The following is a 26,395-nucleotide window of genomic DNA, read 5'->3' on the forward strand; positions in this document are numbered from 1 at the left end:
ACCCCTGCCCCAGGACCGGTACCCGAGGGAAAGGAGGGCCCGCTGATGTGCGGCCTCTGCGGGGAGATCCGGTTCGACGGCGGGCAGCCGGACATCGCGGCGCTGGAACGCACGACCGACCGGCTGGCGCCGCGCGGCCCCGACGGACGCGGCCTGTGGTCCCAGGGGCCCGTGGCCCTCGGACACCGCCGGCTGAAGATCATCGACCTGTCGGACAGCGGCGCCCAGCCCATGACCGACCCGCGCGCCCGTCTCGCCGGCGTCTTCAACGGCTGCGTGTACAACTACCGCGAGCTGCGGGACGAACTGCGCGCCCTCGGCCATCACTTCTTCTCGCGGTCCGACACCGAGGTGGTGCTCAAGGCCTACCAGCAGTGGGGCACCGGCTGCGTCGAGCGCTTCCACGGCATGTTCGCCCTCGTGATCGTCGAACAGGACACCGGGCGCGTCGTCCTGGCCCGCGACCGGCTGGGCGTCAAGCCGCTCTATCTGTCCGCCACGACCGAACGCCTGAGGTTCGCCTCCTCCCTGCCCGCCCTGCTCGCGGCCGGCGGCGTCGACACCTCGCTGGATCCCGTCGCACTGCACCACTACCTCAGCTGGCACGCCACCGTCCCCGCACCCCGCACCGTCCTGAAGGGCGTCCGCAAGCTGCCCCCGGCCACGGTGCGGGTCGTCGAACCCGACGGGAGCCATCGCGATCACCGCTACTGGCATCCCGCCCACACCCGACGCCCCGAGTACGCCGGCCTGGACGCCGACGACTGGAGCGACGCCGTGCTCGACGCCCTGCGCACCGCCGTACGCCGCCGCATGGTCGCCGACGTGCCGGTCGGCGTACTGCTCTCCGGCGGCCTGGACTCCAGCCTGATCGTGGCCCTGCTGGCCGACGAGGGCCAGGAGGACCTCGCGACCTTCAGCGTCGGCTTCGAGTCCGAGGGCGACGAGGAGGGCGACGAGTTCTCCTACTCCGACCTCGTGGCCCGGCACTTCGACACCCGCCACCACCAGCTGATGGTTCCCTCCGACCGGGTCGCCGGCGCCCTCGACGGGGCGGTCCGCGCCATGAGCGAGCCCATGATGAGCCATGACGCGGTCGCCTTCCACCTGCTGTCCGAGCAGGTGGCCAAGGAGGTCAAGGTCGTGCAGAGCGGCCAGGGCGCCGACGAGGTGTTCGCCGGTTACGACTGGTACGCGCGGATGGCGCGGGTGCCGCGCCCGCGTGCCGCCGAGGCGTACATCGACACCTACTCCGACCGCTCGCACGCCGATCTCGCGGCCATGGTCCACCCCGACCTGCTGCCCGGCCACGACGTCTCCGCCGAGTTCGTCCGCGCGCACATGGCGACCGAGGGCGCCGAGACGGCGCTCGACGCCGATCTCCGCCTCGACACGCTCGTGATGATGGCCGACGACCCGGTCAAACGGGTCGACAACATGACGATGGACTGGGGCCTGGAGGCCAGGGTGCCGTTCCTCGACCACGAACTGGTCGAACTGGCCGCCGCCTGCCCGCCCGGGCTGAAGCTCGCGGACGGCGGCAAGGGCGTCCTGAAGGCCGCCGGCCGCAAGGTCCTGCCGCGCCGGGTCGTCGACCGGCCCAAGGGCTACTTCCCCGTCCCGGCGATCAGGCACATGGCCGGGCCCGTCCTCCAGCGGGTCCGCGAGACCCTCGCCGCCCCCGAGGCCAGGGCCCGCGGCGTCTTCCGCGAGGAGTACGTCGCCGAACTGCTCGCCGCACCCGACGCGCACCGCACCAGGCGAGGAGCGAACACACTGTGGCAGATCGCGCTGCTGGAGACATGGCTGCAGACGCACGGGATCCGCTGACGCCCGTGGAGACGCGCACCGACGCCACCACCCGGGCGCTGCCCGCACCCGAGCCCGCCCCGCTCGCCGACGCCTCGACGCCGTACGACGTACCGCCCCCGGCCGTCCACGGCTGCTGGTACCCCTCGGCCGACCCCGGCGGCCGGCACGTCGCCTTCATCTGCGACCGGGCCGGGGTGCCGCAGCTGTGGACCGCCCCCGTGGCCGGCGAGGAGGCGCACCGGCTCGACGCCGACCCCGATCCGGTCACGGAGGTCTCCTGGTCCCCGGACGGGCGCTGGATCGCCTACACCGTGGCACCGGACGGCGGCGAGCTCACCAGCGTCCTGTGCGTACGCCCCGACGGCACCGGTCGACGCCTGCTGGCCGGCGGCGAACCGGGCACCTCCGCACGCCTGGGCTGCTGGCAGCACGACGGCTCGGCGGTCGCGGTGACCGTCACCGATTCCGCCCCGCCGGGGCGGCCCTTCGCCGCGCGCTCCGGGGCGGACGGCGTCTCCCGCCCCGTCCGGACGGGCCGGGACGGCGGCGCCGTGCTGCTGGAACCCGGCGCGCCACGGCCCGGACCCGCCACGGCCGTCGACGGTGACCGGACGGTGTCCGCCGGGGAACCGGAACCGAGGGCGCTCTCCGCCTACCTCGTCGACCCCGACGGCATGGCCGCACCCGTGCTGCTGGCGAGCGAACGCGGGGCGGCCAATCAGCGCGTGTGCGACCTCAGCCGGGACGGCCGGCTCGCCCTGGTGTACCGGGGCCCCCGCGGACGCCGCGAGGCCCTCGTGGTCCGCACCGGCGACCGGGTGGTGACCTGCGCGCTGCCGGTCGCCGACGGCGACCCGTGGATCGGGGGCTTCTCACCGGACGCCGGCACCGTGTGGCTGCGCAGCGACGGCGACCGCGAGCACGCCGCCCTCGTCGCCGCCCACCTCGACCCACGGGGACACCTGACCGGCACGACGGTGGCCGCCGGGCGCCCCGACTGCGGCCTGGAGCTGCTCGCCCTGAGCCGCGACGGGCGGAGCGCGGTGCTGGCCTGGAACGTGCGCGGGGTCAGCGAACTGGAGGTGACCGAGCTGACCGCCGCCCGGTCGCCCGACCTCCCGGCCGGAGTCCCGTCCTCCCGGCCCGCCTCCGCCGGTGCCGCACGGACCGTCGGCCTGCCCCACGAGGTGGTCACGCGCATCGCGCCCACCGCCGACCCCGACGCCCCCGTCGTCGCGCTGTCCGGGTCCCGGCGCCACCCCGGAGTGTGGTGGTTGCCGCGCGGACTGCCCCTGCGCACCCCGTGGTCCTCGCGCGACGAGGACGCGTTCCCCGAAGGCCGCACGCCGGTGCGGCCGGTGCCCATGAGCCCCGTGGCCCGCGACGGCCTCGTCCTGGGCGGCTGGTACTACCGTGCCCCGGGCCGCTCGCCCGGCGAACCGGCACCGTGCGTGCTGCACCTGCACGGCGGGCCGGAGGAACAGGAACGCCCGGTGCTCGAACCGCTCTACCTCGAACTGCTCGGCAGGGGACTGGACGTCTTCGCGCCCGACGTCCGCGGCTCCTCCGGCCACGGCCGCTCCTTCGTCGACGCGGACCTGGGCACCGGGCGCTTCGACGCGATCAACGATGTCGCGGACTGCGCGGCGCACGTGATGGTGCGGGGCCTCGCGGACCCCCGGCGGATGGCCGTGATGGGCCGGTCGTACGGCGGCTACCTGGTGATGGCGTCCCTGGTGTGGCACCCGGACCTGTTCCGCACCGGCGTGGCGGTCTGCGGCATGTCCGACCTCACCACCTTCTTCGCCGGGACCGAACCCTGGATCGCGCAGTCCGCCGCCCACAAGTACGGACACCCGGAACATGACCGGGAACTGCTGCGCGCGCTGTCGCCGATGAGCCGGATCGACGCCCTGCGGGTCCCGGTCCTCGCCGTGCACGGCGAGCACGACACCAACGTGCCTCCGGGGGAGTCCGAGCAGTTCGTCCGGGCCGCCAGGGAGCGGGGACTGGAAGCGGAACGCCTCCTGCTGCGCCACGAGGGCCACGACTTCCGCCGCTTCGACAACCGCCGCCTGTTCCGCCGGACCGCCGCCGACTGGCTGGAACGGCACCTGGCGGACTGAGATGTCGGAGGCACCTGTCACACTTCGGTGGCGTGCGGGGGAGCGACGCGGGTAGTCGCGCGGTGTGATCGGTGAGTGAAGGCGGACCGGATGGAACCAGTTCCAGTCGACGAAGGGGACACGGTGCCGGTGGCACCGCGACTGCGGGCTTCGTACGCCCTGGACGAGGACGGCACCTGGATAGCCCAGGCGCGTCATCTCGCCGCCGCGTTCCTGGCCCGGGCGCGGGCCGAGGACGGCCTGCCGGTGTCGGCCCGCGCGGTGGAGATCACCCAGCTCGTGGTCAGCGAACTGGTCACCAACGCCCGCAAGTACGCTCCGGGGCCCGTCGGCCTCGACCTGCGGGTCGCCGGCGACACCGTCGAGGTGATCGTCCGGGACGGCAACCCCGCGCCGCCGGTGGCCCGGAACGCGGACCCCGGCCGGGTGGGCCAGCACGGGCTGGAGATCGTGATGGCCGTCGCCCAGGCCCTCCACGTACGGCAGGAGCCGGCCGGCAAGAGCATCACGGCCCGCATCTCGCTCCTCGCCTGAGCCCGCCTCTCGCCCGAGCCCGCCGGGCCCGTGGCCCGCCCGCCGTCCCCGGCCGGCGGCGGCTGCTCCGCCCGGACGGTCCCGGCGCCGGCCGTGTACCGCGTGCCCCGGCCTTCGGCGGACCGCTCGACGGGGGACAGCCCCGCGCACGCCACCGCCCGCCCCGCCGTCCGGAGGCGGCGGCGCGGACGGAACAATGGGGCCGTCACTGCGGTTCTCACCGGTGAACGCCGCAGGACACGTGGGAGAAGGGCGAGACGAAGATGACGACGCACGAGGAGAGGGCGCTGCTCGCGGGCGGCTGCTTCTGGGGCATGCAGGAGCTGATCCGCACGCTCCCGGGTGTGCTGACCACGCGGGTGGGCTACAGCGGCGGTGACGTGCCGAACGCGACGTACCGCGACCACGGCACCCACGCCGAGTCGATCGAGATCACCTACGACCCCGCCGCCACCGACTACCGCACGATCCTGGAGTACTTCTTCCAGATCCACGACCCGAGCACGAAGAACCGGCAGGGCAACGACATCGGGACGAGCTACCGCTCCGCCATCTTCTACTTCGACGACGAGCAGAAGCGCGTCGCCGAGGAGACGATCGCCGATGTGAACGCCTCGGGACTGTGGCCGGGCCCCGTGGTGACCGAGGTCGTGCCGGCCGGCCCGTTCTGGGAGGCCGAGCCGGAGCACCAGGACTACCTCCAGCGCTACCCGGACGGCTACACCTGCCACTTCCCGCGGCCCGGCTGGCGTCTGCCGAAGCGCGCGGAAGCCTGACCGGACGCCCGCCCCGGCCCGTCGTGCGGGCCGGGGCGGGCGCGGTCGGGTCAGCCGGACCGGCCGGACCGGCCGGTCCGGTGGTCGCCGACGGCCGCGGCGGCCTCTTCGGTGTGCACGTCGGTGCGGGAGCCGCAGCCGTTGATCCGGCCGGCGAAGAGGCCGAGGCGCGCTTCCATGACGATCTCCTGTTCGGTCCTTGCGGTGACGCGGTACCGACGGGCGGGTTCGGCCCTGTGCGACCGGAACGGGAGTGTGACCTACGTCTCTCCGCCGGGCGGCGTCGCGCAGCGTGCCGTTCTCGGGGCACCGGACGACCGATAACCTGGCCGGATGGACGGGGAGCGGAGCGTAGGTGAGTGAGCGTCGGGAACGCGACTGGACGGACATGACGCCCGGGGACTTCGACCTCGACGCTCCGCTGTGCCTCAACGTGGGGACCGGCCCCGTCGTGGTGCCGGCCGAGCCGGACGAGTACGGCACGGCGCCGCTGTTCGGGGAGGAGACCCCGGTACGGCGCCCCGGCCCGCGCCGTACCCCGCGCCGGACCGCCCCCGACGAGCAGGGGCAGTTGTTCTGAGCCCGGCGCGGGGCACTGTCGTGCTCAGGGGAACTGGACGACCTTGGACGGGATGGTGTCCGTCCCCGATGTCGGGGCGCCCGTGTCGTTGATGACGTGGCGGTACTGCCCCTTGCCGCCGAGCGAGATCACCTGCAGGTGCCGCATCCTGATGCCGGGCTTCACCGGCACCTGGAACCCGTGGTGCTGCACGATGGTGTCGTCGGACGTGTAGTTGCAGTAGCTGCCGAGCGCCCAGGCCTCGTGTTCGTTCACCGAGTCGGCGACCTTGTAGGCCGCGTAGCCGACGATGCCGTCATGGGTGATGGCGGCCTCGTCGGGGGCGTCGTACGCCTTCTCGTTCTGGAAGAAGATCGTGCGGCCGCGTTCGCCGCTCCAGACCACGTCGTACTTGTTGAAGTGTTCGACGAACAGGCCCGTGGTGAGGACGTCGTCGCCGTTGACGCGCAGTCCGTAGTCGGCGCGGTTGGTCTCCCAGCCGACGCCCTCGCCGTGGTCGGCACGCCAGATCCAGGTGTGGTCGATGATCACGTCGTCGCTGTTGACGACCACGGAGTCGGTGGCCCGGCCGGGACCGGCGCCGCCGACGCGGATGAACACGTCCTGCATGGTGGTCGGGTTGGCGGCGTGGTCCGCGGAGGAGTCCTCCTCGCCGATCCGCAGCAGGGTGTCCGAGTTGACCGGGCCCGCGTCGATCAGGAAGCCGGCCAGCCGGACGCCGTCGACGTCCGCGACGTGCATGGCGTCGACCCCGTTGTCCGGGATGATCGTCGCCAGGCCGAGACCGAGCACGACGGTGTCGGCACGGTCGACCTCGATCGTCCGGTCGAGGTGGTAGACGCCGGGCGTGAACAGCAGGTGGAGGCCCTGGTCGAGCGCGGCGTTGATGGTCGCGGCCGTCGCGCCGGGCTTCACCACGTAGAACCGGTCGAGCGGAAGGGACGTGCCGCCGGCGTTGGCCGGCCAGGAGACGCCGCGCGCGTTGGTGCGCTTGGCGGGCACGAACACCTTGTACTGGTTGCCGTCCAGGTAGAGGAACGGCTTCTCGCGGGAGATCGGCGTGGTGTCGAACGTGGTGTACGGGCCGGTCTCGAAGTTGCTCGCCGGAGCGCCCTGGACACCGGTGAACGTCATGTTCCACACGCCGTTGGTCCAGCCGCCGACGGAGCTGTCGCGCGTGTACCACTGCTGCTGGGAGTACGGGCCGACGGTGCCGTCGATCTTCGAGTCGGCGATGTAGCCGCCGGAGGCCCAGCCGTAGCCGTTCGGGGCGAGGTTGAGGCCGCCCTTGACGTGGATCCGGCGGAACGGAGCGGCCTGCGCGACCGCCCAGCGGTCGGTGCCGTTGACGGGGCTGAGGGCGAGGTTCTCCGCCGAACGCCAGAAGTTCTGCGTGGCGTTGCCGTTGAACCAGCCGGCGTCCACGGTGATGTCGCCGTTGATCTGGACGTCGTCGGGGTTGAGGCCGAGCCCGGAGACCGAGGTGTAGAAGCCGAGTTGGGCGTTGATGTTGTTGTACGTGCCCGGCTTCAGCAGGAACTGGTAGCGGCCGCTGCCGAACTGGTTGCTCTCCTGCTGGGCGAAGACCTGGTCGAACTTCTGCTGGAGGTTCGGCGTGGACGGGTCCACGACGATGACGTTCGGGCCGAGGTCGCCGCCGCCCTCGATCGGACCGCCGCCGCCGTCGTCCGAGGCGGTGTGCACGGCGACCTCCCACAGGGAGTAGCCGTAGCCGGTGCCGCGGGCCGTGCCGAGGACGCGTACGTAGCGGCCGGAGCCGCTCACCTCGTAGGAGGCCCGGCCCCCGGTGGCGCCGGTGACGGACTTGAGCGTGGTCCAGTTCTGACCGTCGGCGGAGGCCTCGATCCGGAAGTCCTTGGCGTAGGCGGCCTCCCAGTTCAGGTCCACCCCGCACAGGTCGCGTACGGCGCCCAGGTCGACCCGTACCCACTGCGGGTCGGAGGCCTGGCTGGACCAGCGGGTGCCGGCGTCACCGTCGAAGGCGGCGGAGGCGGGGGTGCCCGCGTTCTCCGTGGAGGAGGCGGAGGCGGGTCTGCCCTGGGCGGCGTTGGCCGTGCCGCAGGAGGCGGGCGGGTTGCCGCCGCCGGTGGTGCCGAAGACCTGGAACTCCCACAGCGAGTAGCCGTAAGGGGTGGCCCGGTCCAGGCCCTGCATGCGGACGTAGCGGGCCTGCCCCGACACGTCCACGGTGTCGACGCCGCCGTCGCTCCCGGTGACCGTCCGGGCGTCGGTCCAGCCGCCGCCGTCCCGTGAGAGCTGGATCTTGTAGTCCTTGCCGTAGGCGGCCTCCCAGTTCAGGACGACCCGGGAGACCGACGCCGTGGCGCCGAGGTCGACCTGCAGCCACTGGTCGTCGCTCGCGGCCGACGACCACCGGGTGCCCGTGTCGCCGTCCACGGCGCCGCTCGCGGGCGTGCCGGCGTTCTCGGTCGAGGAGGCGGTGGCCGCCTTGCCCTGGGACAACGGGGTCTCGGCCGCGGCGGCCGGGGTCTGGGCGGCGGGCAGGGTGACGAGTGCCGCCGTGGCGGCGAGCGCCGTACCCAGGGCTCCGCGTCTCAGGCGGCTCGAGTGCTTCGTGTGTCTCATGCGTCAGCCTTCTGCTGGTGCGGTGTGGGGATGCGGGCGGGCCCGCGTGCGGGTGGGCCGGGCCGTCCGGGCGGCGGGTGGTGCGGTGAGGCGGCTCTCCGCGTGTTCTGCGCGTGCTGTGCGTTTCTGTACGTGAGGGCATGCCGGAGGACCGAACACGGCTCCGTACCCGCTTAGTTCAGGATTTGATTTAAGTGATGAGACATCGCGCGGGCAAGTCCTCGGACACGAATTGGTGAGCGAGCGCCCGTCGGTGGAGCGGTGTACCGGAGCGAATCCGCATGCCTTGACCGCCGGGCCGGGGGTACGCGGGCGGAGCGGTCGGATCCGGTGGGGGAGCGCGGAGAGGGGAGCGCGGGTGTGCCGAGGTGCGGGGCGCGGTGTCCCGGGGCGGAGAGTTCACCCCAACGGCGGGTGTCCGCTGCGAGGGTGTGCCCGCCGTGGGACGTTGGTGGCACCCGATGCCCTTTTCCGAGCAGTTCGTCCCCTCGGGTCGCCCGCAGTCGGCAATGGAACGCACGGCCACCCGTCCGTGGCCGGTCTGAAGCGGAGGAGTGTCACCCCATGAGCGAGGCCAACCCCGTCAAGCGGGCGGCGAAGAAGATCGCCGAGAAGCTGCAGGACGACGGATCGGCCCCGGCCGACGGCATTCCCGGACGGCCGGGCTCCCAGCCGCCGTCCGTGGCCGAGCCGACCGAGCCCCGCGAGCCGCTGCCGCCGAAGCCGGACCAGAGCGGCCCGGCCACCGTGTCGCCCACCGGTCAGCCCACCGGCGCCGACCAGGCCAGGATGGCGCAGTCGGGAAGCTACCTGACCAACGCGCAGGGCACCCGGCTGTACGACACCGACCACTCGCTCAAGGCGGGCCCGCGCGGCCCCGTCCTGCTCCAGGACCACCACCTGCGCGAGAAGATCATGCACTTCGACCACGAGCGCATCCCCGAGCGCGTGGTCCACGCCCGCGGCGCGGGCGCGCACGGGGTCTTCCAGAGCTACGGCACGGCCGCCTCCGTGACCAAGGCGGGGTTCCTCGCCCCGGACGTCGAGACGCCGGTGTTCGTACGGTTCTCCACCGTGGTCGGCTCCCGCGGGTCCGCCGACACCGTGCGCGACACCCGCGGCTTCGCCACGAAGTTCTACACCAGCGAGGGCGTCTTCGACCTGGTCGGCAACAACATCCCGGTCTTCTTCATCCAGGACGCCATCAAGTTCCCCGACGTCGTCCACGCCGCGAAGCCGCACCCCGACAGGGAGATCCCGCAGGCGCAGAGCGCTCACGACACCTTCTGGGACTTCGTCTCCCTGCACACCGAGGCGACCCACCACACCCTCTTCTTCATGGGCGACCGCGGCATCCCGCGCTCCTACCGCATGATGGAGGGCTTCGGCGTCCACACCTTCCGGCTGGTGAACGCGGAGGGCGCCACGACGCTGGTGAAGTTCCACTGGAAGCCCAAGCTGGGCGTGCACTCCCTGGTGTGGGACGAGGCGCTGACGATCAACGGCGTCGACCCGGACTTCCACCGCCGGGACCTCGCCGACGCCATCGAGGCGGGCGCCTACCCGCAGTGGGAACTGGGCATCCAGACCTTCCCCGACACACCGGAGCAGACCTTCGAGGGCATCGACCTGCTGGACCCGACGAACATCGTGCCCGAGGAGCTCGCCCCGGTGCAGCCGGTCGGGCTGATGACCCTCAACCGGAACCCGTCCAACTTCTTCGCCGAGACGGAGCAGGTCGCCTTCCACGTCGGTCACCTCGTGCCCGGCATCGACGTCACCGACGACCCGCTGCTCGCGGGACGGCTGTTCTCGTACCTGGACACGCAGATCACGCGCCTGGGCGGCCCCAACTTCCCGCAGCTGCCGATCAACCGGCCGCAGGCACCGGTCAACGACATGCTGCGCGACGGCATGCACCAGACGGCCGTGCACCGGGGCGTGGCCCCCTACCGGCCCAACTCCCTCGACGGCGGCTGCCCGTTCACCGCGGGCGCGGACACGAGCGCGTTCATCGAGACGCCGGTGACCGTCCCGGAGGGGCGGAAGGTGCGCGAGGCGCCGGAGTCGTTCGCGGACCACTTCAGCCAGCCCCGCCGGTTCTGGCTGAGCATGAGCCCGGTGGAGCGCGAGCACATCATCGGCGCCTACACCTTCGAGCTGGGCAAGTGCTACGAGCAGGCCATCAAGGAACGAACCCTCCAGGTCCTGGCCAACATCGACCCCGAACTGTGCGCCGGTGTCGCCGAAGGGCTCGGCCTGCCCGCGCCGGAGCCCACCGTGCCGCTCGCCGACGTCGAGCCGAGCCCGGCCCTCTCGCAGATCGGGGGGACCTGGCCGGTGGACGGGCGCGTCATCGGCATCGTCGCCGGCCCGGACGGCGACCTCGACGGCGTCCACGCGGTACGCGACGCGGTGCTCGAGGCGGGCATGGTCCCGCTGGTCGTGGCACCGACCGGCGGCACGCTCGGCTCGGGCGACCCGGCCCTGACGGTCCAGCGCACCTACGTCACCGCGCGGTCCGTCGAGTTCGACGCCGTACTGCTGGCCGGGGCGCCGGCCATGGGAGGCGACCTGCCCGGCGCGCGCGACGGCAAGGGCGCGCCGTCCGCCGCGCGGCGGACGGCGACCGACCCGCGGATCGGGCTGCTGCTGACCGAGGCGTTCCGGCACGGCAAGGCGATCGGCGCGTGGGCGGGCGGCGAAGCCGCCCTCGAAGCGGCCGGCGTCCCCACCGACGCCCCCGGCATCGTGGTCGGTGACTCCGGGGCCACCGTCCTCGGCCAGGTCCGCGAGCTGCTCGGCTCGCACCGCGTCTGGGAGCGCTTCACGACCCGGGCCTGACACCCCGCGGCCCCGGCGGCCGGCTCACCCCCGGCCGCCGGGCGACGCGACGGCGGCGCCCGTGCGGTGACGCGTGGGAGCGGCCGGGCGCACGGGGCGTCCCCGGCGGCCGGTCCGGCCGGGTTGTGGTGGGATCTGCGTCACCGCCGTTCGCACGGGTGGGAGGGCCGGGTGGGTGCTGGTGAATCTCCGGCGGCCGGTCCGGCCGCGGTTGTGGGGGAGCGGGTGTCGCCCACCGCTTGCGGGGGAGGGTGGGACGGGTTTTTGGTGTGGGTCCGGCCGGGTCGTGGTGGGATCTGCGTCACCGTTGTCCGCACGGGTGGGAGGGCTGGGTGGGTGCCGGTGAATCCCCGGCGGACGGTCCGGCCCGGTCGCGGCGGGGCACGTGCCGCCCACCGTTCCTACCGCCGGGCGGGGGCCGGTCGGCCGCGGTGCGGTGTCCCGTCGCCGTACAGTGGGAGGACTGCCGGATCCCGACGGAACCGGTCGGCGGACACTCGTACCGCCTCCCCGCCCGAGAAGCCGGTTCAGCACATGCGCCACCACCCTTCCCCGTCCCACGGCCCGCAGGAGCCGCTCTTCGGCCTGGGCGACCTGCCGGTGGCACCGCCGACCGAGCCGGCGCCGTCCACCCCCGCCTTCCGGGACTCCGCGCAGGCGCGCCGGCTTCTCGCGATCCGGGAGATCCACGCCGAACCGGCCGCCGCCGCCTCGCCCCGCGGGCGGCAGATCCTCGCACGCTTCCCCGGGGCCCGGCTGATCGAGACGGACTCCCACTGGCGCGTCCCCGAGCTGCACGGCAACGAGGGCAGCGCCGACCGCTGGATGCGGATCAAGCGCGAGACCCTCGTCCTGGGCGTGAAGAAGACGCTCACCACCCGCCCCAACGGCCGCTCCGCCGACTGGATCGCCCCCGGCACGTCCAACGGCTGCGCCCTGTCCTGCGTGTACTGCTACGTCCCCCGCCGCAAGGGCTTCGCCAACCCGATCACCCTCTTCACCAACATCGACCGGATCGTCGCCCACCTCGGCCGCCACGTCGCCGCCCAGGGGCCCAAGACGGAGCCCAACCAGTGCGACCCCGAGGCCTGGGTGTACGACATCGGGGAGAACGGCGACTGCTCCGTGGACGCCCTCGTCTGCGACAACACCGCCGACCTGGTGCGCGCCTTCCGCGACTGGCCCACCGCGAAGGCGTCCTTCGCGACCAAGTTCGTCAACCCCGACCTGCTGGAACTCGACCCGCGCGGCCGCACCCGTATCCGCTTCTCGGTGATGCCGGCCGACGACTCGCGCCTGCTGGACCTGCGCACCAGTCCGGTCGACCGGCGGATCGCCGCCGCCGCGGACTTCCTCGACGCCGGGTACGAGGTGCACTTCAACCTCTCGCCCGTCGTCGTCCGCCCCGGCTGGCAGGACGCCTGGGCCGGGCTGCTGCGGCACATGGACGACGTACTGCCCGAGCGCGTGAAGCGGCAGGCCCGCGCCGAAGTCATCATGCTCACCCACAACGCGGACCTGCACGACGTCAACCTCCGCTGGCATCCGCGCGGCGAGGACGTGCTGTGGCAGCCTGCCGCGCAGGAGACCAAACGCTCCCAGAACGGCGCCCTCAACCTCCGCTACCGCGCCGGCATCAAGCGCCGGGCCCTCACGGAGCTGCGGGAACTGGTCGCCCGCCACACGCCGTGGCTGGATATCCGCTACGCCTTCTGACGGTCCGACGAAATCCGGTCCGGCCTTCCCGCAGGTCACCCCTCGACAACGGGAGTTAAGGGTAGGCTAACCTTGCCCTGTGATTCCTGCTGAAGAGGCGGCCCTGGGCCCCCGTGGCCACCGACTGTCGGCCACCGACGTGACCGTGGCGTACGACGGCACCGACGTCGTGCACGACGCGGCGCTGACCCTGCGGCCCGGCGAAGTGACCGTCCTGGTGGGCCCGAACGGCAGCGGCAAGTCGACCCTGCTGCGCACCGTCGCCCGGCTGCAACAGCCCCGGCACGCCACGCTCACGATCGACGACGGCACCGACGCGCTGGCCCTCGGCCCCCGGGAGTTCTCCCGCCGTGTCGCCCTGCTGCTCCAGGGACGCCCCACCCCCAGCGGCCTGAGCGTGCGGGACGTCGTCGAGTTCGGACGCTACCCGCACCGCGGCCGATGGGGCGGGAACGACCCCGGCGGCCGGGCCGCCGTGGACCGCGCGCTCGCCCTCACCGGCGTCGCCGAACTCGCCGACCGCGGGGCCGAACACCTCTCCGGAGGACAGCTCCAGCGCGTGTGGCTGGCCGGCTGCCTGGCCCAGGAGACCGGCGTCCTCCTCCTCGACGAACCGACCACCTACCTCGACCTCCGCTACCAGGTCGAACTCCTCGACCTCATGCGCGACCTGGCCGACGAGCACGGCATCGCGGTCGGTGCCGTCCTGCACGACCTCGACCAGGCGGCGGCCGTCGCCGACCGGATCGTGCTCCTCGCGTCCGGACGCGTCGCCGCCGAGGGCCCGCCCGAGGACGTCCTCACCCCGGAGCGCCTGACCGAGGTCTACGGCATCCGGATCGAGGTCGACACCGACCCCCTCACCGGCCGGCTGCGCACCCGCGCCATCGGCCGTCACCACACCCGAAGCGAAAGGCTCGGCACCACCTCATGAGACGCCTCCTGCTCACCGCGCCCCTGGCCACCGCCGCCACCCTCCTGCTGGCCGCCTGCGGCACCACCGAACCCGCCGCCGACGACGACACGGCCGTCAAGGAGTCCGCGCAGGCCATCACCCTCACCGACGCCACCGGCGCGAAGGTGGAACTCGACGGCCCCGCCAAGAAGGTCGTCGGCACCGAGTGGAACGTCGTCGAGCACCTGGTCTCCCTCGGCGTCGACCCGGTGGGCGTCTCCGACGTCAAGGGCTACAAGACCTGGGACGCCGCCGTCCCGCTCGAGAACGAGCCCACGGACATCGGCACCCGCGGCGAGCCCAGCATGGACACCATCGCCTCGCTCAAGCCCGACCTCATCGTCGCCACCACCGACCTGCAGCCCGACGCGGTCAAGCAGCTGCGCGAGGTCGCCCCGGTCCTGGAGGTGAAGTCCGCCGACGCCGCCGACCCGATCGGGCAGATGCTGAAGAACCTCGACCTCATAGCCGAGGCCACCGGCACCACCGACCGCGCCGCGACCCTGAAGAAGGACTTCGACACCAAGCTCGCCGAGGGACAGAAGGCCCTCGCCGACGCCGGCCTGGACGGCGCGGAGATCGCCTTCGCCGACGGCTACGTCGCCTCCAACCAGGTCTCCCTGCGCCCCTACACCTCCGGTTCGCTCATCGGCGCCGTCAACGAGCGGCTCGGCCTGAAGAACGCCTGGAAGCAGAAGGGCGACGAGGCCTACGGCCTGGCCTCCACCGACGTCGAGGGGCTGACGGACCTGGGCAAGGTCCAGTTCGCCTACATCGGCAACAAGGACGACGCGAGCAGCAACCCCTTCGGCAAGGAACTCGCCGACAACTCCGTGTGGAAGTCGCTGCCGTTCGTGAAGTCCGGTGACGTCCACCGGCTGGACGACGGCATCTGGATGTTCGGCGGCACCGGCTCGATGGAGGCGTACACCGACGCCCTCGTCGCCTCGCTGACGAAGTAGCGCGATGGCCGTCACCGCCACCACTCCCACCGCCCGTCCGGCGACGGCCAGGTCCCGGACGGGCGCGGCCGCGGTGACGACCGCGCTCGTGCTCCTGGTCGCGGCCCTCGCCGTCGTCGACATCACCCAGGGCACCGCCGCGGTCGGCCCGGCCGAGGTCCTCAAGGCCCTCACCGGACGGGCCGACCCCGCCGACGCGTCCGTCGTCATCGCCTCACGGCTGCCCCGGATGACCGCCGGGCTCCTCGTGGGCGCGGCCCTCGGCATGGCCGGCGTCGCCCTGCAGGCCGTCAGCCGCAACGTCCTGGCCTCCCCGGACACCCTCGCCGTCAACGCGGGCTCCTACTTCGCCCTCGGCGTCGCCGCCGTCACCGGCGTCTCCCTGCCGCTGCTCGCCTCGTCGGGCATCGCCTTCGCCGGCGGACTCGCGGCGGCGGCCGTCGTCCTCGGACTGTCGGGGCTCGGCGCCGGCACCGTACGGCTGGTGCTCGCCGGCACCGCGCTCGCGCTCGGGCTCACCGCCGTCACCGAGGGGCTGCTCCTGCTGTTCCCGCAGCAGACCGAGGGCCTCTACCAGTGGAACCAGGGCAACATCGGCCAGAACGGCTTCGACGGTGTCCTCCAGATGCTGCCCGTCGCCGTCGTCGGACTCGCCGGCCTGCTGCTCATCGCCCGCCGGGTCGACGCCCTCGCCCTCGGCGACGACGCGGCGCGCGGACTCGGCGTCCCGGTGCGGGCCACCCGCGTCACCGCCGTCGTCCTGGCGACGCTGCTGTCCGCCGCGGCCGTCACCCTGGCCGGACCGATCGGCTTCGTCGGCCTGTGCGCCCCGGCCCTGGTCCGTCCGCTCGCCCGGTGGTTCCGGGGAGTGCTGCGGCTGCGCGCGGGCGTGCCGGTCGCGGGTCTCGTCGGCGCCGCGCTGGTGCTCGGGGCGGACGTGCTGCTGCGCACGTTCGTCGACGCGGACACCGCGGTCGCCGTCCCCACCGGCGTGGTCACCAGCCTGGTCGGCGCGGTGTTCCTGGTGGTGATGGCGGCCCGGCTCCGCGACACCGCCGGCGCCGCCGCGCCGGACGCACTGCGCATCCGCAGCCGCGCCGTCTTCCTCACCACGCTCACCGTGCTGTCGGTCGTCCTGGTCGGCGTCACGATCGCCGCCGTCCTGCTGGGCGACAGCAAGCTGCTGCTGGGCGACGTGGTCAACTGGGCGCAGGGCAGGGCGGGCAGGACCGTCTCCTTCGTGCTGGACACCCGTGTGCCCCGGGTGTTCGCCGCGCTCCTCGCCGGGGCGGCGCTCGCGCTGGCCGGCACCCTGGTGCAGGCCGTCACCCGCAACCCGCTGGCGGAACCCGCCGTCCTGGGCGTCTCCGGCGGCGGCGCGCTCGGCGCGGTGATCCTCGTGACGACGGCCCCCGTCGCCGGGGGGTGGGGCGTCGCCGGGGCGGCCTTCGCGGGATCCGCGGTCACCGCGGTCGTCGTGTTCGGCCTCGCCGCGCGCGGGGGCTACCGGCAGAACCGGCTGGTGCTCGTCGGCATCGGTACCGCGACCGCGACGACGGCCCTGATCAGCCTGCTGATCGTGCTCACCGACCCGTTCAACGCGACCAAGGCCCTCACCTGGCTGTCGGGCTCCACGTACGGCCGGAGCATGCCCGACGTCCTCCCCCTCGCGGCCGTCCTCGCCGTCGGCGCCGCGGTGGCCGGCGTACGGCACCGGGAACTCGACCTGGTCTCCCTCGACGAGGACACCCCCCGGCTCCTCGGACTCGACCTGGCGCGCGGCAGGCTGGGCTTCCTCGTCCTGAGCGTGCTGCTCACCGCCACCGCCGTGGCCGCCGCGGGCACCATCGGCTTCGTCGGCCTGGTCGCCCCGCACGCGGCACGCGCCCTCGTCGGGCGGCGGCACACCCGTGTCCTGCCGGTCGCGCTGCTGCTCGGCGCCGTACTGGTGTGCACGGCCGACCTGTTGGGCCGCACCGTGATCGCCCCCGCCCAGCTGGGCGCCGGCCTGATGACGGCCGTGATCGGAACGCCGTACTTCCTGTACGTGCTGGTGCGCGGCCGCCGGTAGTCCGCGCGGGCCGGCGGCGCACCGCCGCCGGCCCGTCGGGCGGCCGGCGGCGGTGGGACCGGGTGCGGTGGGACGGCGGGCTCAGCCGAAGGCCCTGACGGCCTGGTAGTACGTCCACGCGGTGCTGTCGCAGGCGGTCTTCGTGGCGCCGCCGTAGCCGTTGCAGACACGCTTGAGGTCCTCGTGGAAGGCGCTGTCGAGCCGCGTCTTGTGGGCGCTGAACGTGCCCGCGGCCTTGTAGTTGCGGTAGCCGAAGTCGTGGCGGGCGCAGGCGGTCGAGAACGGGAAGCCGAAGGGGTTGTCGGGGGAGGAGGAGCAGTAGTCGGTGGACCAGTCGAACTGGTAGGCGGACCAGGCGGATCGGTTCGCGCGGGCGGCGGTCCAGGAGTTGTAGCTCGACGCGCTGGTCTGCGTCCAGCTCGCCAGGACCTGGGACTTGTCGGCGGGTACGGCCTCGGCGCCGGTGGCGGTGCCGAGGACACCGGCCAGGGCCAGGGCCGGGGCGGCGAGTGCGGTGGCGAGCCTTCGGTTCATCCCACACCTCCGTGAGACTGCGGCCCGGCCATCGGGTCGCAGGTTCATGCCAAGACGATGCCCGTGACGTCTGTCCTGTCATGCGCGCGCCGTCCGACGCGTCATGAACAACCGGTGACAAGGCACTGCGCGCCAAGGCCGCCCTCTTCGCCGAACCGGGCGTCGAGGTGCACCTGTGCGGAGACGTGACGCTGTAACCACCCGAGCGGCACCACCGCCGCCGCGTTCCGGTGGCCCGCCCCTGCCCGTCGCCCCCGTGCGGCCGCCCGGGCGGGCCACCACCGCACGTACCGGAACCCGCCGAGGAGCACCCCCCGTGCGCACATCAGGAGCCCCGGTCACCCTGACGGCCGAGCCGGAGGCGTACCACCGCCGACGGCGAAAGGCACCTGACAGATCGCCACACGGAGAGCTATGCTCGCCGCGATGACCACTCAATCTGTTCTCGGATTGGAGGTCCCGTCCACGCAAGGTGAGTGCTGATGCACCCACCGACAGCGAACGGGAACTCCCGCCTCTCCTTCTGGCGGCGCGTACGTGAGTACGCCGTGCCGCCCTCCATGATCGAAACCGCGACCGCCCGCCGGCACGTCGGCGACTGGGCGGGGGCGTGTGCCGCCGCAGGTGTCGACGTCGATCTGGACCTGCGTCTCCTGACCCGCACCCACGGCCGGGAGCTCACGGCCCAAGTCCGGGACGACCTACGGCATTTGGCGCCCGACCTGCTGCGCTGGCACATGCCGAGAGTCGCCCCCGACGGACTGCTGCGCCCCGGCCTCACCGTCGCCCTGGCCCGTTACCGCCATCAGGACCCGGTGTACCTCGTGGTCCGCACACCGCCCGCCTGGGCGGAGGGCGGTCAACGGATCAGCCTCGCCCTGTGGGACGGCGACCGCCTCCGGGCCGGCGCCGCCCGGCACCCGCGGGCGCGCCCCAGCCCCCGGTTCCGCCTCGACCTGCACCGTCACCTGTGGGACGCGCGCAGGCCCGGCGAACTGCCACTCCGGGCCGGCGCCGGCCCGCGGACGGGGCAAGGGGACCAGCCGGTGCCGCTTGCGCCCGGGCACCACTGCGCCGTCGACCGCTGGGCCGACGAGACGCGGATCGTGCTCCGCGACGCCGAGCGCACCAGCGGCGCCGTCACCGTGCGCGTCGGGGTCCGGCAACGGCTGCGCCTGGACCTCGCCGAGGACGACCAGGGCGGCGCGGCACCCGCCCTGCGCATCGGGCGCGCCCCCACCGACGGCTCCGCCACCGCGCTGCCGGTCCTGCCCGAAGCGGCGACCTACGTCCTGCCCGACCTGGAACTGCTCCGCGCCGGGGCGATCGAACCCGGCCGGCTGCACCCGCTGGTCGCCTCCGCGCTCGTCCCCGGGCACGCGCCGGCCGGCCCGCCCCGGACACCGGCACCGGCACCGGCAGGACGGCCGCAGGTCGTGGAGTGCCGGGGAGCACAGCACCGCATCGGCCTGGTCGACGGCGTCCTGGCACCGCTGGACCACGACCCGGACGAGCTCAGGCGGGAGGAGCTGCTGGTCGCCCTGACCGGCACCCCGCTTCCCTGCCTGCGGGCCGTCGACCGGGCACACCGGCGTCCCGACTGTCTCACCGACGTCCGGGAACGCCTGGACCACGGTGACACCGCCGGTGCGCTGGCCGTCGTCGAGGGACTGCTGGGCCCCGGGGCACACCTGCGCGACGGCCCGCTGCGGGACGCACTCGAAGCGGCCGCGCGACGGCGGATCCTGCACGGGCTGTACCGGTCGGGAATGAGCGAACCCGCGCCCCGCTTCGGCCTCCCGGACCCTGCCCGCCCCGGCTACCACCGGTCCCACCCGCGCCACGCGACCTACGACTGACCCCACGGGGACTCGCGTCCCCGGCCCTCCCCACACACGCGCCCTCTCACACACCACAGGTGATCACCCATGTCCTCACACGCCCTTTCCGCCTCTCCCTCCCGACTCGACGTCGCCGGTGACCTGCTCACCCTCCTGCGCGACACCTCCACCGAACCCCGCCCCGACGTCCAGCTGGAGGCCCTCACCCTGGCCGTCGCCGCCGACCTGCCCGTCCTGCTGTGGGGCGAGCCGGGGATCGGCAAGACCGCCGCCCTGAACCAGCTCGCCGCCTCCCTCGACCTCCCCCTGACCACCGTGATCGCCAGCGTCCACGAGCCGTCCGACTTCTCCGGGCTGCCCGTCGTCGGCGACGACCCCGCCGAACAGGGCGTCCCCATGGCCCCGCCGGACTGGGCCGTGCGCCTGGTCCGGGCCGGCCGGGGCCTGCTCTTCCTCGACGAACTGTCCACCGCGCCGCCCGCCGTCCAGGCCGCCCTGCTGCGGCTGGTGCTGGAACGGCGGATCGGCACCCTCCGGCTGCCGCCCGGCGTACGGATCGTGGCCGCCGCCAACCCGCGCGCCTCGGCCGCCGACGGCTGGGAACTCAGCCCACCGCTGGCCAACCGGTTCGTGCACCTGAACTGGACCCACGACCCCGAGGTCGTCGTCCGCGGCCTCGGCGGGACCTGGCCCCGCGCCACCCTGCCCCGCCTCGACCCCGGGAAGCTCACCGAGGCGGTGGCGTTCGCCCGGCGCGCGGTGTGCGCGTTCCTCACCGCACGGCCCCCGCTCGTGCACCGGCTGCCCGACGGCGAGACCCGCCGGGGCGGCCCCTGGCCCTCCCCGCGCAGCTGGGACATGACCCTGACCCTGATCGCCTTCGCGACCGCGGCCGGCTCCTCCCGCGACGTCCTCTCCCTGCTGGTCCGCGGCACCGTCGGCGACGGACCCGGCCTGGAACTGCTGGCGAGCCTGGACCGGCTGGACCTCCCCGACCCCGAGACGCTGCTCGCCGACCCGGCCGGCGCCGAGCTGCCCGAGCGGGGCGATCTGCGCCAGGCCGTGCTCGACGCGGTGGTGGCCGCCGTGCGCGCCCACCCCGAGAAGTCCCGCTGGGACGCCGCCTGGGCGCTCCTCGCCCGCGCGGTCGACACCGGCGCGCCCGACCTGGTCGTCGTCCCCGCCACCACCCTCGCCGCCCTGCGCCGCGAGGACTGGGAGGTACCGGTGACGATCGAACGGCTCACCTCGGCCGTGGCCCTGTCCCGGCGCGCGGACCGGGTCGCGGCCCGCGTCACGGCCGGAGCGGTGGCGGGCCGATGACCACCCACCCGCCGGGGACACCGGCCCTCGCGCTCGACCTCGACAAGCTGCTCGCCGCCCGGCTGCAGGCCGCCCGCGCCCGCCCCTACCTCGCCACGGCACTGTTCGCGCTGCACCCCGTCGAGTCCCGGCGCGTCCCCACGATGGCCGTCGACCGGCACTGGCGCTGCTATGTCTCACCGGCGTTCGTGGCCGCCACACCGGAGGAGGAACTGGCCGGCGTCTGGGTGCACGAGGTGTCGCACCTGCTGCGCGACCACCACGGACGCAGCGACCGCGTCGCCCGCGAACGCGGACTGCACGGCCCGGGGGAGCGGCTGCGGATGAACATCGCCGCCGACTGCGAGATCAACGACGACATCTACGGCGACGGGCTGGCGCGCCCCGAGGACGTGGTGCTGCCGAGCACCCTGGGGCTCACCTCCGGAGAGCTGATGGAGGACTACCTGCGCCAGTTCACGCTCGGCCCGTACACCCAGGGCCTGGTCTGGCTGGACTGCGGCAGCGGCGCCGACGGACTCGCACGGGACTGGGACCTCGGCCCGGACGGCGCCCACGGGCTCAGTGAGCAGGAACGCGACGCCGTGCGCTTCCGCGTGGCGCAGGGCATCAACGCCCGGCCGGGCGACGTGCCGAAGAGTTGGCGGCGGTGGGCGGAGAAGGCGTTCCATCCGCCGCAGCCCTGGCGGGACCTGCTGGGCGCGGCGCTCCGCTCGGCGGTCTCCGGTTCGGGCGCGGGGGACGACTACAGCTACGGGCGGCCGTCCCGGCGGTCGGCCGGGGTGCCCGGTGCCGTACTGCCGAGCCTGCGGCGTACGCCGCCCCGGGTGTCGGTCGTCATCGACACCTCGGGCTCGGTCAGCGACGCCGAACTGGGCAGCGCGCTGCTGGAGGTGGCCGCGATCTCCCGGGCCGTGGGCGGCCGCCGCGACATGGTCTCCGTGGTGCCCTGCGACGCGGCGGCCGGCCGGGTGCACCGGCTGTGCGGTGCCGAGGGCATACCGCTGACGGGCGGTGGCGGTACGGATCTGCGGAGCGGCTTCATCAGGGCCCTCGGGTCCCGGCCCCGGCCGGATGTCGTCGTCGTCCTCACCGACGGACAGACACCCTGGCCGGACACCCGGCCACCGTGCCGGACGGTGGTGGGCCTGTTCTCCCGCGTGGGGGAGTCATGGGACGAGGACGACCCCGACTACGTACCGGACACCCCGCCCGACTGGGCCCGCGTGGTGACGATCGGCGCCGGACCCGGAGCCCGGTGAACGGCGCCCGGACCCGCTCGGCCCCGCGCGGTGTCCGGCCGCACCACCGGGCGGTGGTGCGGCCGGACGCGGGCGGACCGGTCAGTCCGTGACGTCCGTGACCGTCCAGCGCTGGTTGGAACCGGAGTTGGGCTGCCACGTCGTGACCGCGGCGCCCTCGTGCGTGGCCTGCCCGCCGACCTCCAGGAGGCGGCCGGTGGCCGCGTTGACCAGGGTCCAGGTGCCGTCGCCCGTCGTGGACATGATCCATTCGGCGGCCGGGTCCCGCTCGCCGGTGTGCGGTTCGGTCACCGGGACGTCGTCGCGCACGGCCAGCCGCTCGCCGTCCACCGGGCTGGTGAACTCGTAGCGCTCCCGCACGCCGTCGTCGGGGCGCACCGCGCTCAGCCGCCACCGCTGGGAGGCGGAGCCGTCGCCGGTGCCGATGACGAGGTGCGTGCCGTCGTCCGCGACGGTGACCGCCTTGCCGCTCTGCACGCCGGTCAGGGTGTACGTGTGGCCCTTGCGCAGCAGCGGGGCGTCCTTCGCGACGCCGGAGACGCCCTTGACGACGAAGGACGTCACCGACTGGGCGGGCACGGTGAAGGTGGCCGCACGGTCGGTGACCTTGATCGGCCGGTGCCGCTCCAGCTTGCCGTCGGCGCTGGTCACGACGGGCGTGACGGTCGCGTTCCGGCTGACGGTGCGGAACTTGGACAGGTCGAGGGTGACGTCGCGCGCCTCGGTGGTGCTGTTGACGTGGACGAGCGAGGCGCCCTTGCCGTTCTTCGTCACCGCCGCCGCGCTGGAGGTGTCGTCCACCTTGATCAGCCGGTCGCCCGGCTTGATGAAGTGGGTGAAGTTGCGGGCGGTGTCGAACTTGGTGTTGGTGCGGATCGGGCAGGTCTCGAGGGTGTCCTTCGAGGTGCAGCTGAAGGGAAGCTGGATCTCGCCCCAGTTGCCGCCCTTGGCGGACTCGCCGCCGGGCTTCATGTTGTCGTGGTCCTCGACGGGCTGCCAGAACACCCAGGCGCGCGGCTCCAGTTCGCGCAGGTCGTCGACGATGCGCTGGGCGAGGCCGAGACCGGGGCGCATGTCCGTGAAGCTCTGTCCGTCGCCCCAGTCGCCCTCGACCTCGCTCATCCACAGCCGTTTGTCCTCGGCCTTGGCGATGTCGCGCACGGTGGTGCGCTGACCGGTGCCGTAGGTGTGGACGTTCATCTGGCCGACGAGGTCACGCGCCTCGGGCGAGTAGGAGTTCCAGTTCTGCGCGAAGATGGACGGGTTGGTCTCGTCCATGGCGGAGATCTCCGCCTTGGTCCTCGCCTTCTTCAGCGCCGGGGCGAGCGCGTGGAGCACCTTCTCCTGGAGTCCGGGACCGATGCGGGCGCCCTCCTGGCGTCCGCCGACGGGTTCGCCGTCCGCGCCGAGGCGGGTGCTCCAGTAGTTGGTGTTGGGTTCGTTGAAGGGGTCGACGGTGTCGACCTTGATGCCGTGCGCCTTCTCCAGCCGCTTGGTGGCGCCCGCCAGGTAGGCGGCGAAGTCGTCGACCGACTCCGCCTTCAACTGGTCGGCGGTGGCGTCGAACCCGCCGGACACGTAGCCGCTGACGGTCATGAACCAGGGCGGGGAGTTGCTGAAGGTCTCCCAGTGGGTGATGTCCTTCTTGATGCGGTCCACCCACCACCGCTGGGTGGCGTCGGCGTCCTCGTTCCAGTCGGCGGGGTCCTCGGCGTCCCACCAGTCGGTGTCCTCGCGGGTGGTGCCCGCGGGCGCCTTCCACCAGCCCTCGACCGCGCCGCCGGCCCGCAGGTAGTCCTTCACATCGGGGGCGTTGCCGCCGCCGATGTTGTACCGGGCGATGTTCAGGGCGAGGCCGTCGTCGCCGAACAGGAGCCGTGCGAGCTTCTCGCGGATCTGAGGCGGGTAGTCGCCGGTGGCGTTGGCGAACCAGACGAGGCTGGTGCCCCAGCCCTCGAACTCCTCCTGCTGGTAGGAGGGGTCGGGCCGGACGGTGACGGAGGGGAGGTCCGCGGCCTGGGCGGCGGACGTCGGCCCGGGGATCAGGGCGGCCCCGGTGGCCAGGGCTGCGGTGAGCCCGGTGGCCGTGAGGAGCCGTCTGGTGCGGGTGCGGGTGCGGGTGCGGGTGCGGCGTGCCATCGGTGTGCTCCCAACATGGAGGTGTGTGGTCGCGCTTCGGTGGACCCTCCCGCCGCACCGGCTGCCGCGGCGGGAGGGGACGGCCCCCGGAACGGGTGTGTGCCGTTCCGGGGGAGTGGTGGGGGCGGGTGTCAGGCGGCCGGCTGCCGCAGTACGGCGACCGCGCGGGGCCCGAGCGTGAGGACGCCGTCGGCGCCGGTGGTGCCGACGAGGACCTCCCCGTCGAGACCGCGCACCGGGACGGTGCCGTCGGTGCGGTTCACCAGGAACAGGAACCGGACCCCGTCGCCCCGGCGTACGACCGGCTCGACCAGCCCCCGTACCTCGGCGGGCAGTTCGCTCTCCACGCCGGCCGGCTCCAGCAGCCGGGGCAGCAGCGCGGTGAGCCCCTCCACGCCGAGCCGGGTGGACACGTACGCGGCGGAACCCCCGCCCGCCGGACGCCGGGTGACGGCGGGCCTGCCCGCCTGCTCGCCGGTGCGGTAGCGGGCCAGGACCTCGGTCCCGGCATCGGTCACGGTGATCCGGTCGGTCCACAGGGTGCCGGTCGTGCCGTCGTCGAGCTCCACACGGTCACCGGCGAGCAGCGGACCGAACTCCTCGATGCGGATGCCGAGCAGGTCCCGCAGCGCGCCGGGATAGCCGCCGAGCCAGACGTGGTCGTGCTCGTCGACGACACCGGAGAAGTACGTGGTGATCAGATGGCCGCCCTGTTCGGCGTACCGGGTGAGGGTCTTCGCCAGGCCGGCGGGGACCATGTGCAGCACGGGGGCGATCAGCACCTGGTGGCGGTGAAGGTCGGCCCGGGTGGTGACGAGGTCGGCGCGGACGCCGAGGGCGAGGAGCGCCGAGTACCAGTCGAGCGCCTCCTGCCGGTAGTCGAGCAGGGAGGTGGGGTGGGAGTCCTGTTCGCTCGCCCACCACGACTCCCAGTCGTAGAGGATGCCGACCCGGGCGGGCTCCCGCTCGGACCCGGTGACCGGGGCGAGGGTCTCGAGGGTGGCGCCGAGCGCGGCCACCGCGCGGAACAGCTCGCTGTCCGCGCCGGCGTGCGGGACCATCGCCGAGTGGTACTTCTCGGCGCCCGCCGCCGACTGCCGCCACTGGAAGAAGCAGACCGCGTCGGCGCCGTGGGCGACGTGCAGCAGCGAGTCGCGGGCCAGGTCACCGGGGCGCTTGGCCACGTTGACGGGCTGCCAGTTGACGGCGCTGGTGGAGTGCTCCATCAGGAACCAGGGCCGCCCGCCGGAGATGCCGCTGGTGAGGTTGGCGGAGAAGGACAGCTCGTCGCGGTCCTGCGGGCCGGGGTGGACGTAGTGGTCGTTGGAGACGAAGTCGACCTCGCCCGCCCAGTCCGGGTAGTTCATGCCCTTGATGCCGCCCGTCAGCATGAAGTTGGTGGTGACGGGGACGTCCGGGGTGAGCTCCCGCAGGATCTCCCGCTCGGCGCGCAGGTGATCCTTGAGCACGTCCGAGGAGAAGCGCTTGAAGTCGAGCTGCTGGGTGGGGTTGGGGTGGGAGGCGGCCAGCCGCGGCGGCAGGATCTGCTCCCAGTCGGTGTACCGCTGCGACCAGAAGGCCGTGCCCCAGGCGGTGTTGAGCTCCTCCAGCGTGGTGTAGCGGGCGCGCAGCCAGTCGCGGAAGGCACGGGCCGCGTCGTCGGAGTAGTCGTAGACGTTGTGGCAGCCCAGCTCGTTGTTGACGTGCCAGGCGACGAGCGCCGGATGACCGGCGTAGTGGGTCGCCAGCTCCCGGACCAGGCGCAGCGCGTACCGGCGGAAGACGGGCGAGGTGGGCCGCCAGTGCTGGCGCGCCCCCGGCCACAGGGTCTCGCCGGTGGCCGTGACCGGGAGGATCTCCGGGTGGGCGGTGGTGAGCCAGGGCGGCGGGGAGGCGGTGGCGGTGGCGAGGTCGACGCCGACGCCGCCGGCGTGCAGCAGGTCCATCACCTCGTCGAGCCAGGCGAAGTCCCAGGTGTCCTCGGCCGGTTGCAGCCGGGCCCAGGAGAAGATCCCCACGGACACGAGGTTCACGCCGGCCTCGCGCATCAGCCGGACGTCCTCCTCCCACACGGTGCGGGGCCACTGCTCGGGGTTGTAGTCGGCGCCGTAGACGAGACGGGGGGCGGGGTCACCGTCCGCCCCGCCGGTGCGGGACAGGAGGGTGGAGATCATGGCGGTCCTTCCGGGTGGGGGCAGCGGGGGGGGGGGGCGGGGCCCCCCCCCCCCCCCGGGAGGGATAAAGGAAGTGTAAACCCCCCACCCACGGGCCAGAAAACCCAAGCCCGCACACACCGAAAGAGCCCCCCCCGCC

General features: G+C 73.4%; 18 protein-coding genes. 13 read left to right on the forward strand and 5 right to left on the reverse strand.

The features are described 5' to 3' along the window. The first annotated feature begins 45 nt into the window (after positions 1-45). The 4 genes from ACH5AO_RS18180 (at position 46) to msrA (ending at position 5,248) form a co-directional block, all read left to right on the forward strand. On the forward strand, positions 46-1,830 hold the full coding sequence (locus tag ACH5AO_RS18180; protein WP_398925721.1) for an N-acetylglutaminylglutamine amidotransferase: 1,785 nt from the start codon (positions 46-48) through the stop codon (positions 1,828-1,830). Beyond that, on the forward strand, positions 1,803-3,938 hold the full coding sequence (locus ACH5AO_RS18185) for a S9 family peptidase (RefSeq protein ID WP_398925723.1): 2,136 nt from the start codon (positions 1,803-1,805) through the stop codon (positions 3,936-3,938). The genes ACH5AO_RS18180 and ACH5AO_RS18185 overlap by 28 nt, the downstream gene beginning before the upstream one ends. Positions 3,939-4,028: 90 nt before the next feature. Next, positions 4,029-4,472, forward strand: coding sequence for an ATP-binding protein (locus tag ACH5AO_RS18190; RefSeq protein ID WP_398925725.1), 444 nt, complete (start codon positions 4,029-4,031; stop codon positions 4,470-4,472). 263 nt (positions 4,473-4,735) lie between these two features. Next, the gene (msrA, locus tag ACH5AO_RS18195) at positions 4,736-5,248 is read left to right on the forward strand and encodes a peptide-methionine (S)-S-oxide reductase MsrA (RefSeq protein WP_398925727.1); all 513 of its coding nucleotides are present in this window, start codon (positions 4,736-4,738) and stop codon (positions 5,246-5,248) included. 50 nt (positions 5,249-5,298) lie between these two features. On the opposite strand, the gene ACH5AO_RS18200 is transcribed toward msrA, so the two are convergent. Further along, on the reverse strand, positions 5,299-5,427 hold the full coding sequence (locus tag ACH5AO_RS18200) for a hypothetical protein (protein ID WP_398925729.1): 129 nt from the start codon (positions 5,425-5,427) through the stop codon (positions 5,299-5,301). A gap of 176 nt (positions 5,428-5,603) precedes the next feature. On the opposite strand from ACH5AO_RS18200, the gene ACH5AO_RS18205 reads away from it, so the two are divergent. Then, positions 5,604-5,828, forward strand: coding sequence for a hypothetical protein (locus ACH5AO_RS18205; RefSeq protein WP_030863527.1), 225 nt, complete (start codon positions 5,604-5,606; stop codon positions 5,826-5,828). Positions 5,829-5,852: 24 nt separating this feature from the next. Here ACH5AO_RS18205 and ACH5AO_RS18210 read toward each other — a convergent pair whose 3' ends face one another. After that, on the reverse strand, positions 5,853-8,435 hold the full coding sequence (locus ACH5AO_RS18210) for a discoidin domain-containing protein (protein ID WP_398925731.1): 2,583 nt from the start codon (positions 8,433-8,435) through the stop codon (positions 5,853-5,855). A gap of 564 nt (positions 8,436-8,999) precedes the next feature. Here ACH5AO_RS18210 and ACH5AO_RS18215 point away from each other — a divergent pair. From ACH5AO_RS18215 to ACH5AO_RS18235, 5 genes are all read left to right on the forward strand, one after another. After that, entirely contained in the window at positions 9,000-11,279 is a 2,280-nt protein-coding gene (locus ACH5AO_RS18215) for a catalase (protein WP_398925733.1), read from the forward strand. Between the two features lie 534 nt (positions 11,280-11,813). Next, positions 11,814-12,995, forward strand: a complete 1,182-nt coding sequence (locus ACH5AO_RS18220) for a spore photoproduct lyase family protein (protein WP_398925735.1) — start codon at positions 11,814-11,816, stop codon at positions 12,993-12,995. A 79-nt stretch (positions 12,996-13,074) separates the two neighbouring features. Beyond that, positions 13,075-13,929 carry an ABC transporter ATP-binding protein gene (locus ACH5AO_RS18225; protein WP_398925737.1) on the forward strand — a complete coding sequence of 285 codons (855 nt, stop codon included), beginning with the start codon at positions 13,075-13,077 and terminating at the stop codon, positions 13,927-13,929. Then, positions 13,926-14,912, forward strand: a complete 987-nt coding sequence (locus ACH5AO_RS18230) for an ABC transporter substrate-binding protein (RefSeq protein ID WP_398925739.1) — start codon at positions 13,926-13,928, stop codon at positions 14,910-14,912. Before ACH5AO_RS18225 ends, ACH5AO_RS18230 begins: the two co-directional genes overlap by 4 nt. Before the next feature lie 4 nt (positions 14,913-14,916). Further along, positions 14,917-16,983, forward strand: a complete 2,067-nt coding sequence (locus ACH5AO_RS18235; RefSeq protein ID WP_398925741.1) for an iron ABC transporter permease — start codon at positions 14,917-14,919, stop codon at positions 16,981-16,983. Positions 16,984-17,064: 81 nt separating this feature from the next. On the opposite strand, the gene ACH5AO_RS18240 is transcribed toward ACH5AO_RS18235, so the two are convergent. After that, positions 17,065-17,517, reverse strand: a complete 453-nt coding sequence (locus ACH5AO_RS18240) for a phospholipase (RefSeq protein WP_398925743.1) — start codon at positions 17,515-17,517, stop codon at positions 17,065-17,067. A 482-nt stretch (positions 17,518-17,999) separates the two neighbouring features. Here ACH5AO_RS18240 and ACH5AO_RS18245 point away from each other — a divergent pair, with 482 nt between their 5' ends. The 3 genes from ACH5AO_RS18245 to ACH5AO_RS18255 all read left to right on the forward strand — a co-directional run bounded on the left by ACH5AO_RS18245 (position 18,000) and on the right by ACH5AO_RS18255 (position 21,943). Next, positions 18,000-19,376, forward strand: coding sequence for a hypothetical protein (locus ACH5AO_RS18245; protein ID WP_398925745.1), 1,377 nt, complete (start codon positions 18,000-18,002; stop codon positions 19,374-19,376). A 69-nt stretch (positions 19,377-19,445) separates the two neighbouring features. Further along, positions 19,446-20,681, forward strand: a complete 1,236-nt coding sequence (locus ACH5AO_RS18250; RefSeq protein WP_398925747.1) for an AAA family ATPase — start codon at positions 19,446-19,448, stop codon at positions 20,679-20,681. Next, on the forward strand, positions 20,678-21,943 hold the full coding sequence (locus ACH5AO_RS18255) for a VWA-like domain-containing protein (RefSeq protein ID WP_398925749.1): 1,266 nt from the start codon (positions 20,678-20,680) through the stop codon (positions 21,941-21,943). The genes ACH5AO_RS18250 and ACH5AO_RS18255 overlap by 4 nt, the downstream gene beginning before the upstream one ends. Positions 21,944-22,024: 81 nt before the next feature. Here ACH5AO_RS18255 and ACH5AO_RS18260 read toward each other — a convergent pair whose 3' ends face one another. Together ACH5AO_RS18260 and ACH5AO_RS18265 are read right to left on the reverse strand one after the other, a co-directional pair. Further along, positions 22,025-24,082, reverse strand: coding sequence for an RICIN domain-containing protein (locus tag ACH5AO_RS18260; RefSeq protein WP_398925751.1), 2,058 nt, complete (start codon positions 24,080-24,082; stop codon positions 22,025-22,027). Positions 24,083-24,213: 131 nt separating this feature from the next. Then, the gene (locus ACH5AO_RS18265) at positions 24,214-26,256 is read right to left on the reverse strand and encodes a beta-galactosidase (RefSeq protein ID WP_398925753.1); all 2,043 of its coding nucleotides are present in this window, start codon (positions 26,254-26,256) and stop codon (positions 24,214-24,216) included. Positions 26,257-26,395: the final 139 nt, after the last annotated feature.

Source organism: Streptomyces sp. NPDC018964, from assembly GCF_044390325.1.
GTDB lineage: Bacteria > Actinomycetota > Actinomycetes > Streptomycetales > Streptomycetaceae > Streptomyces.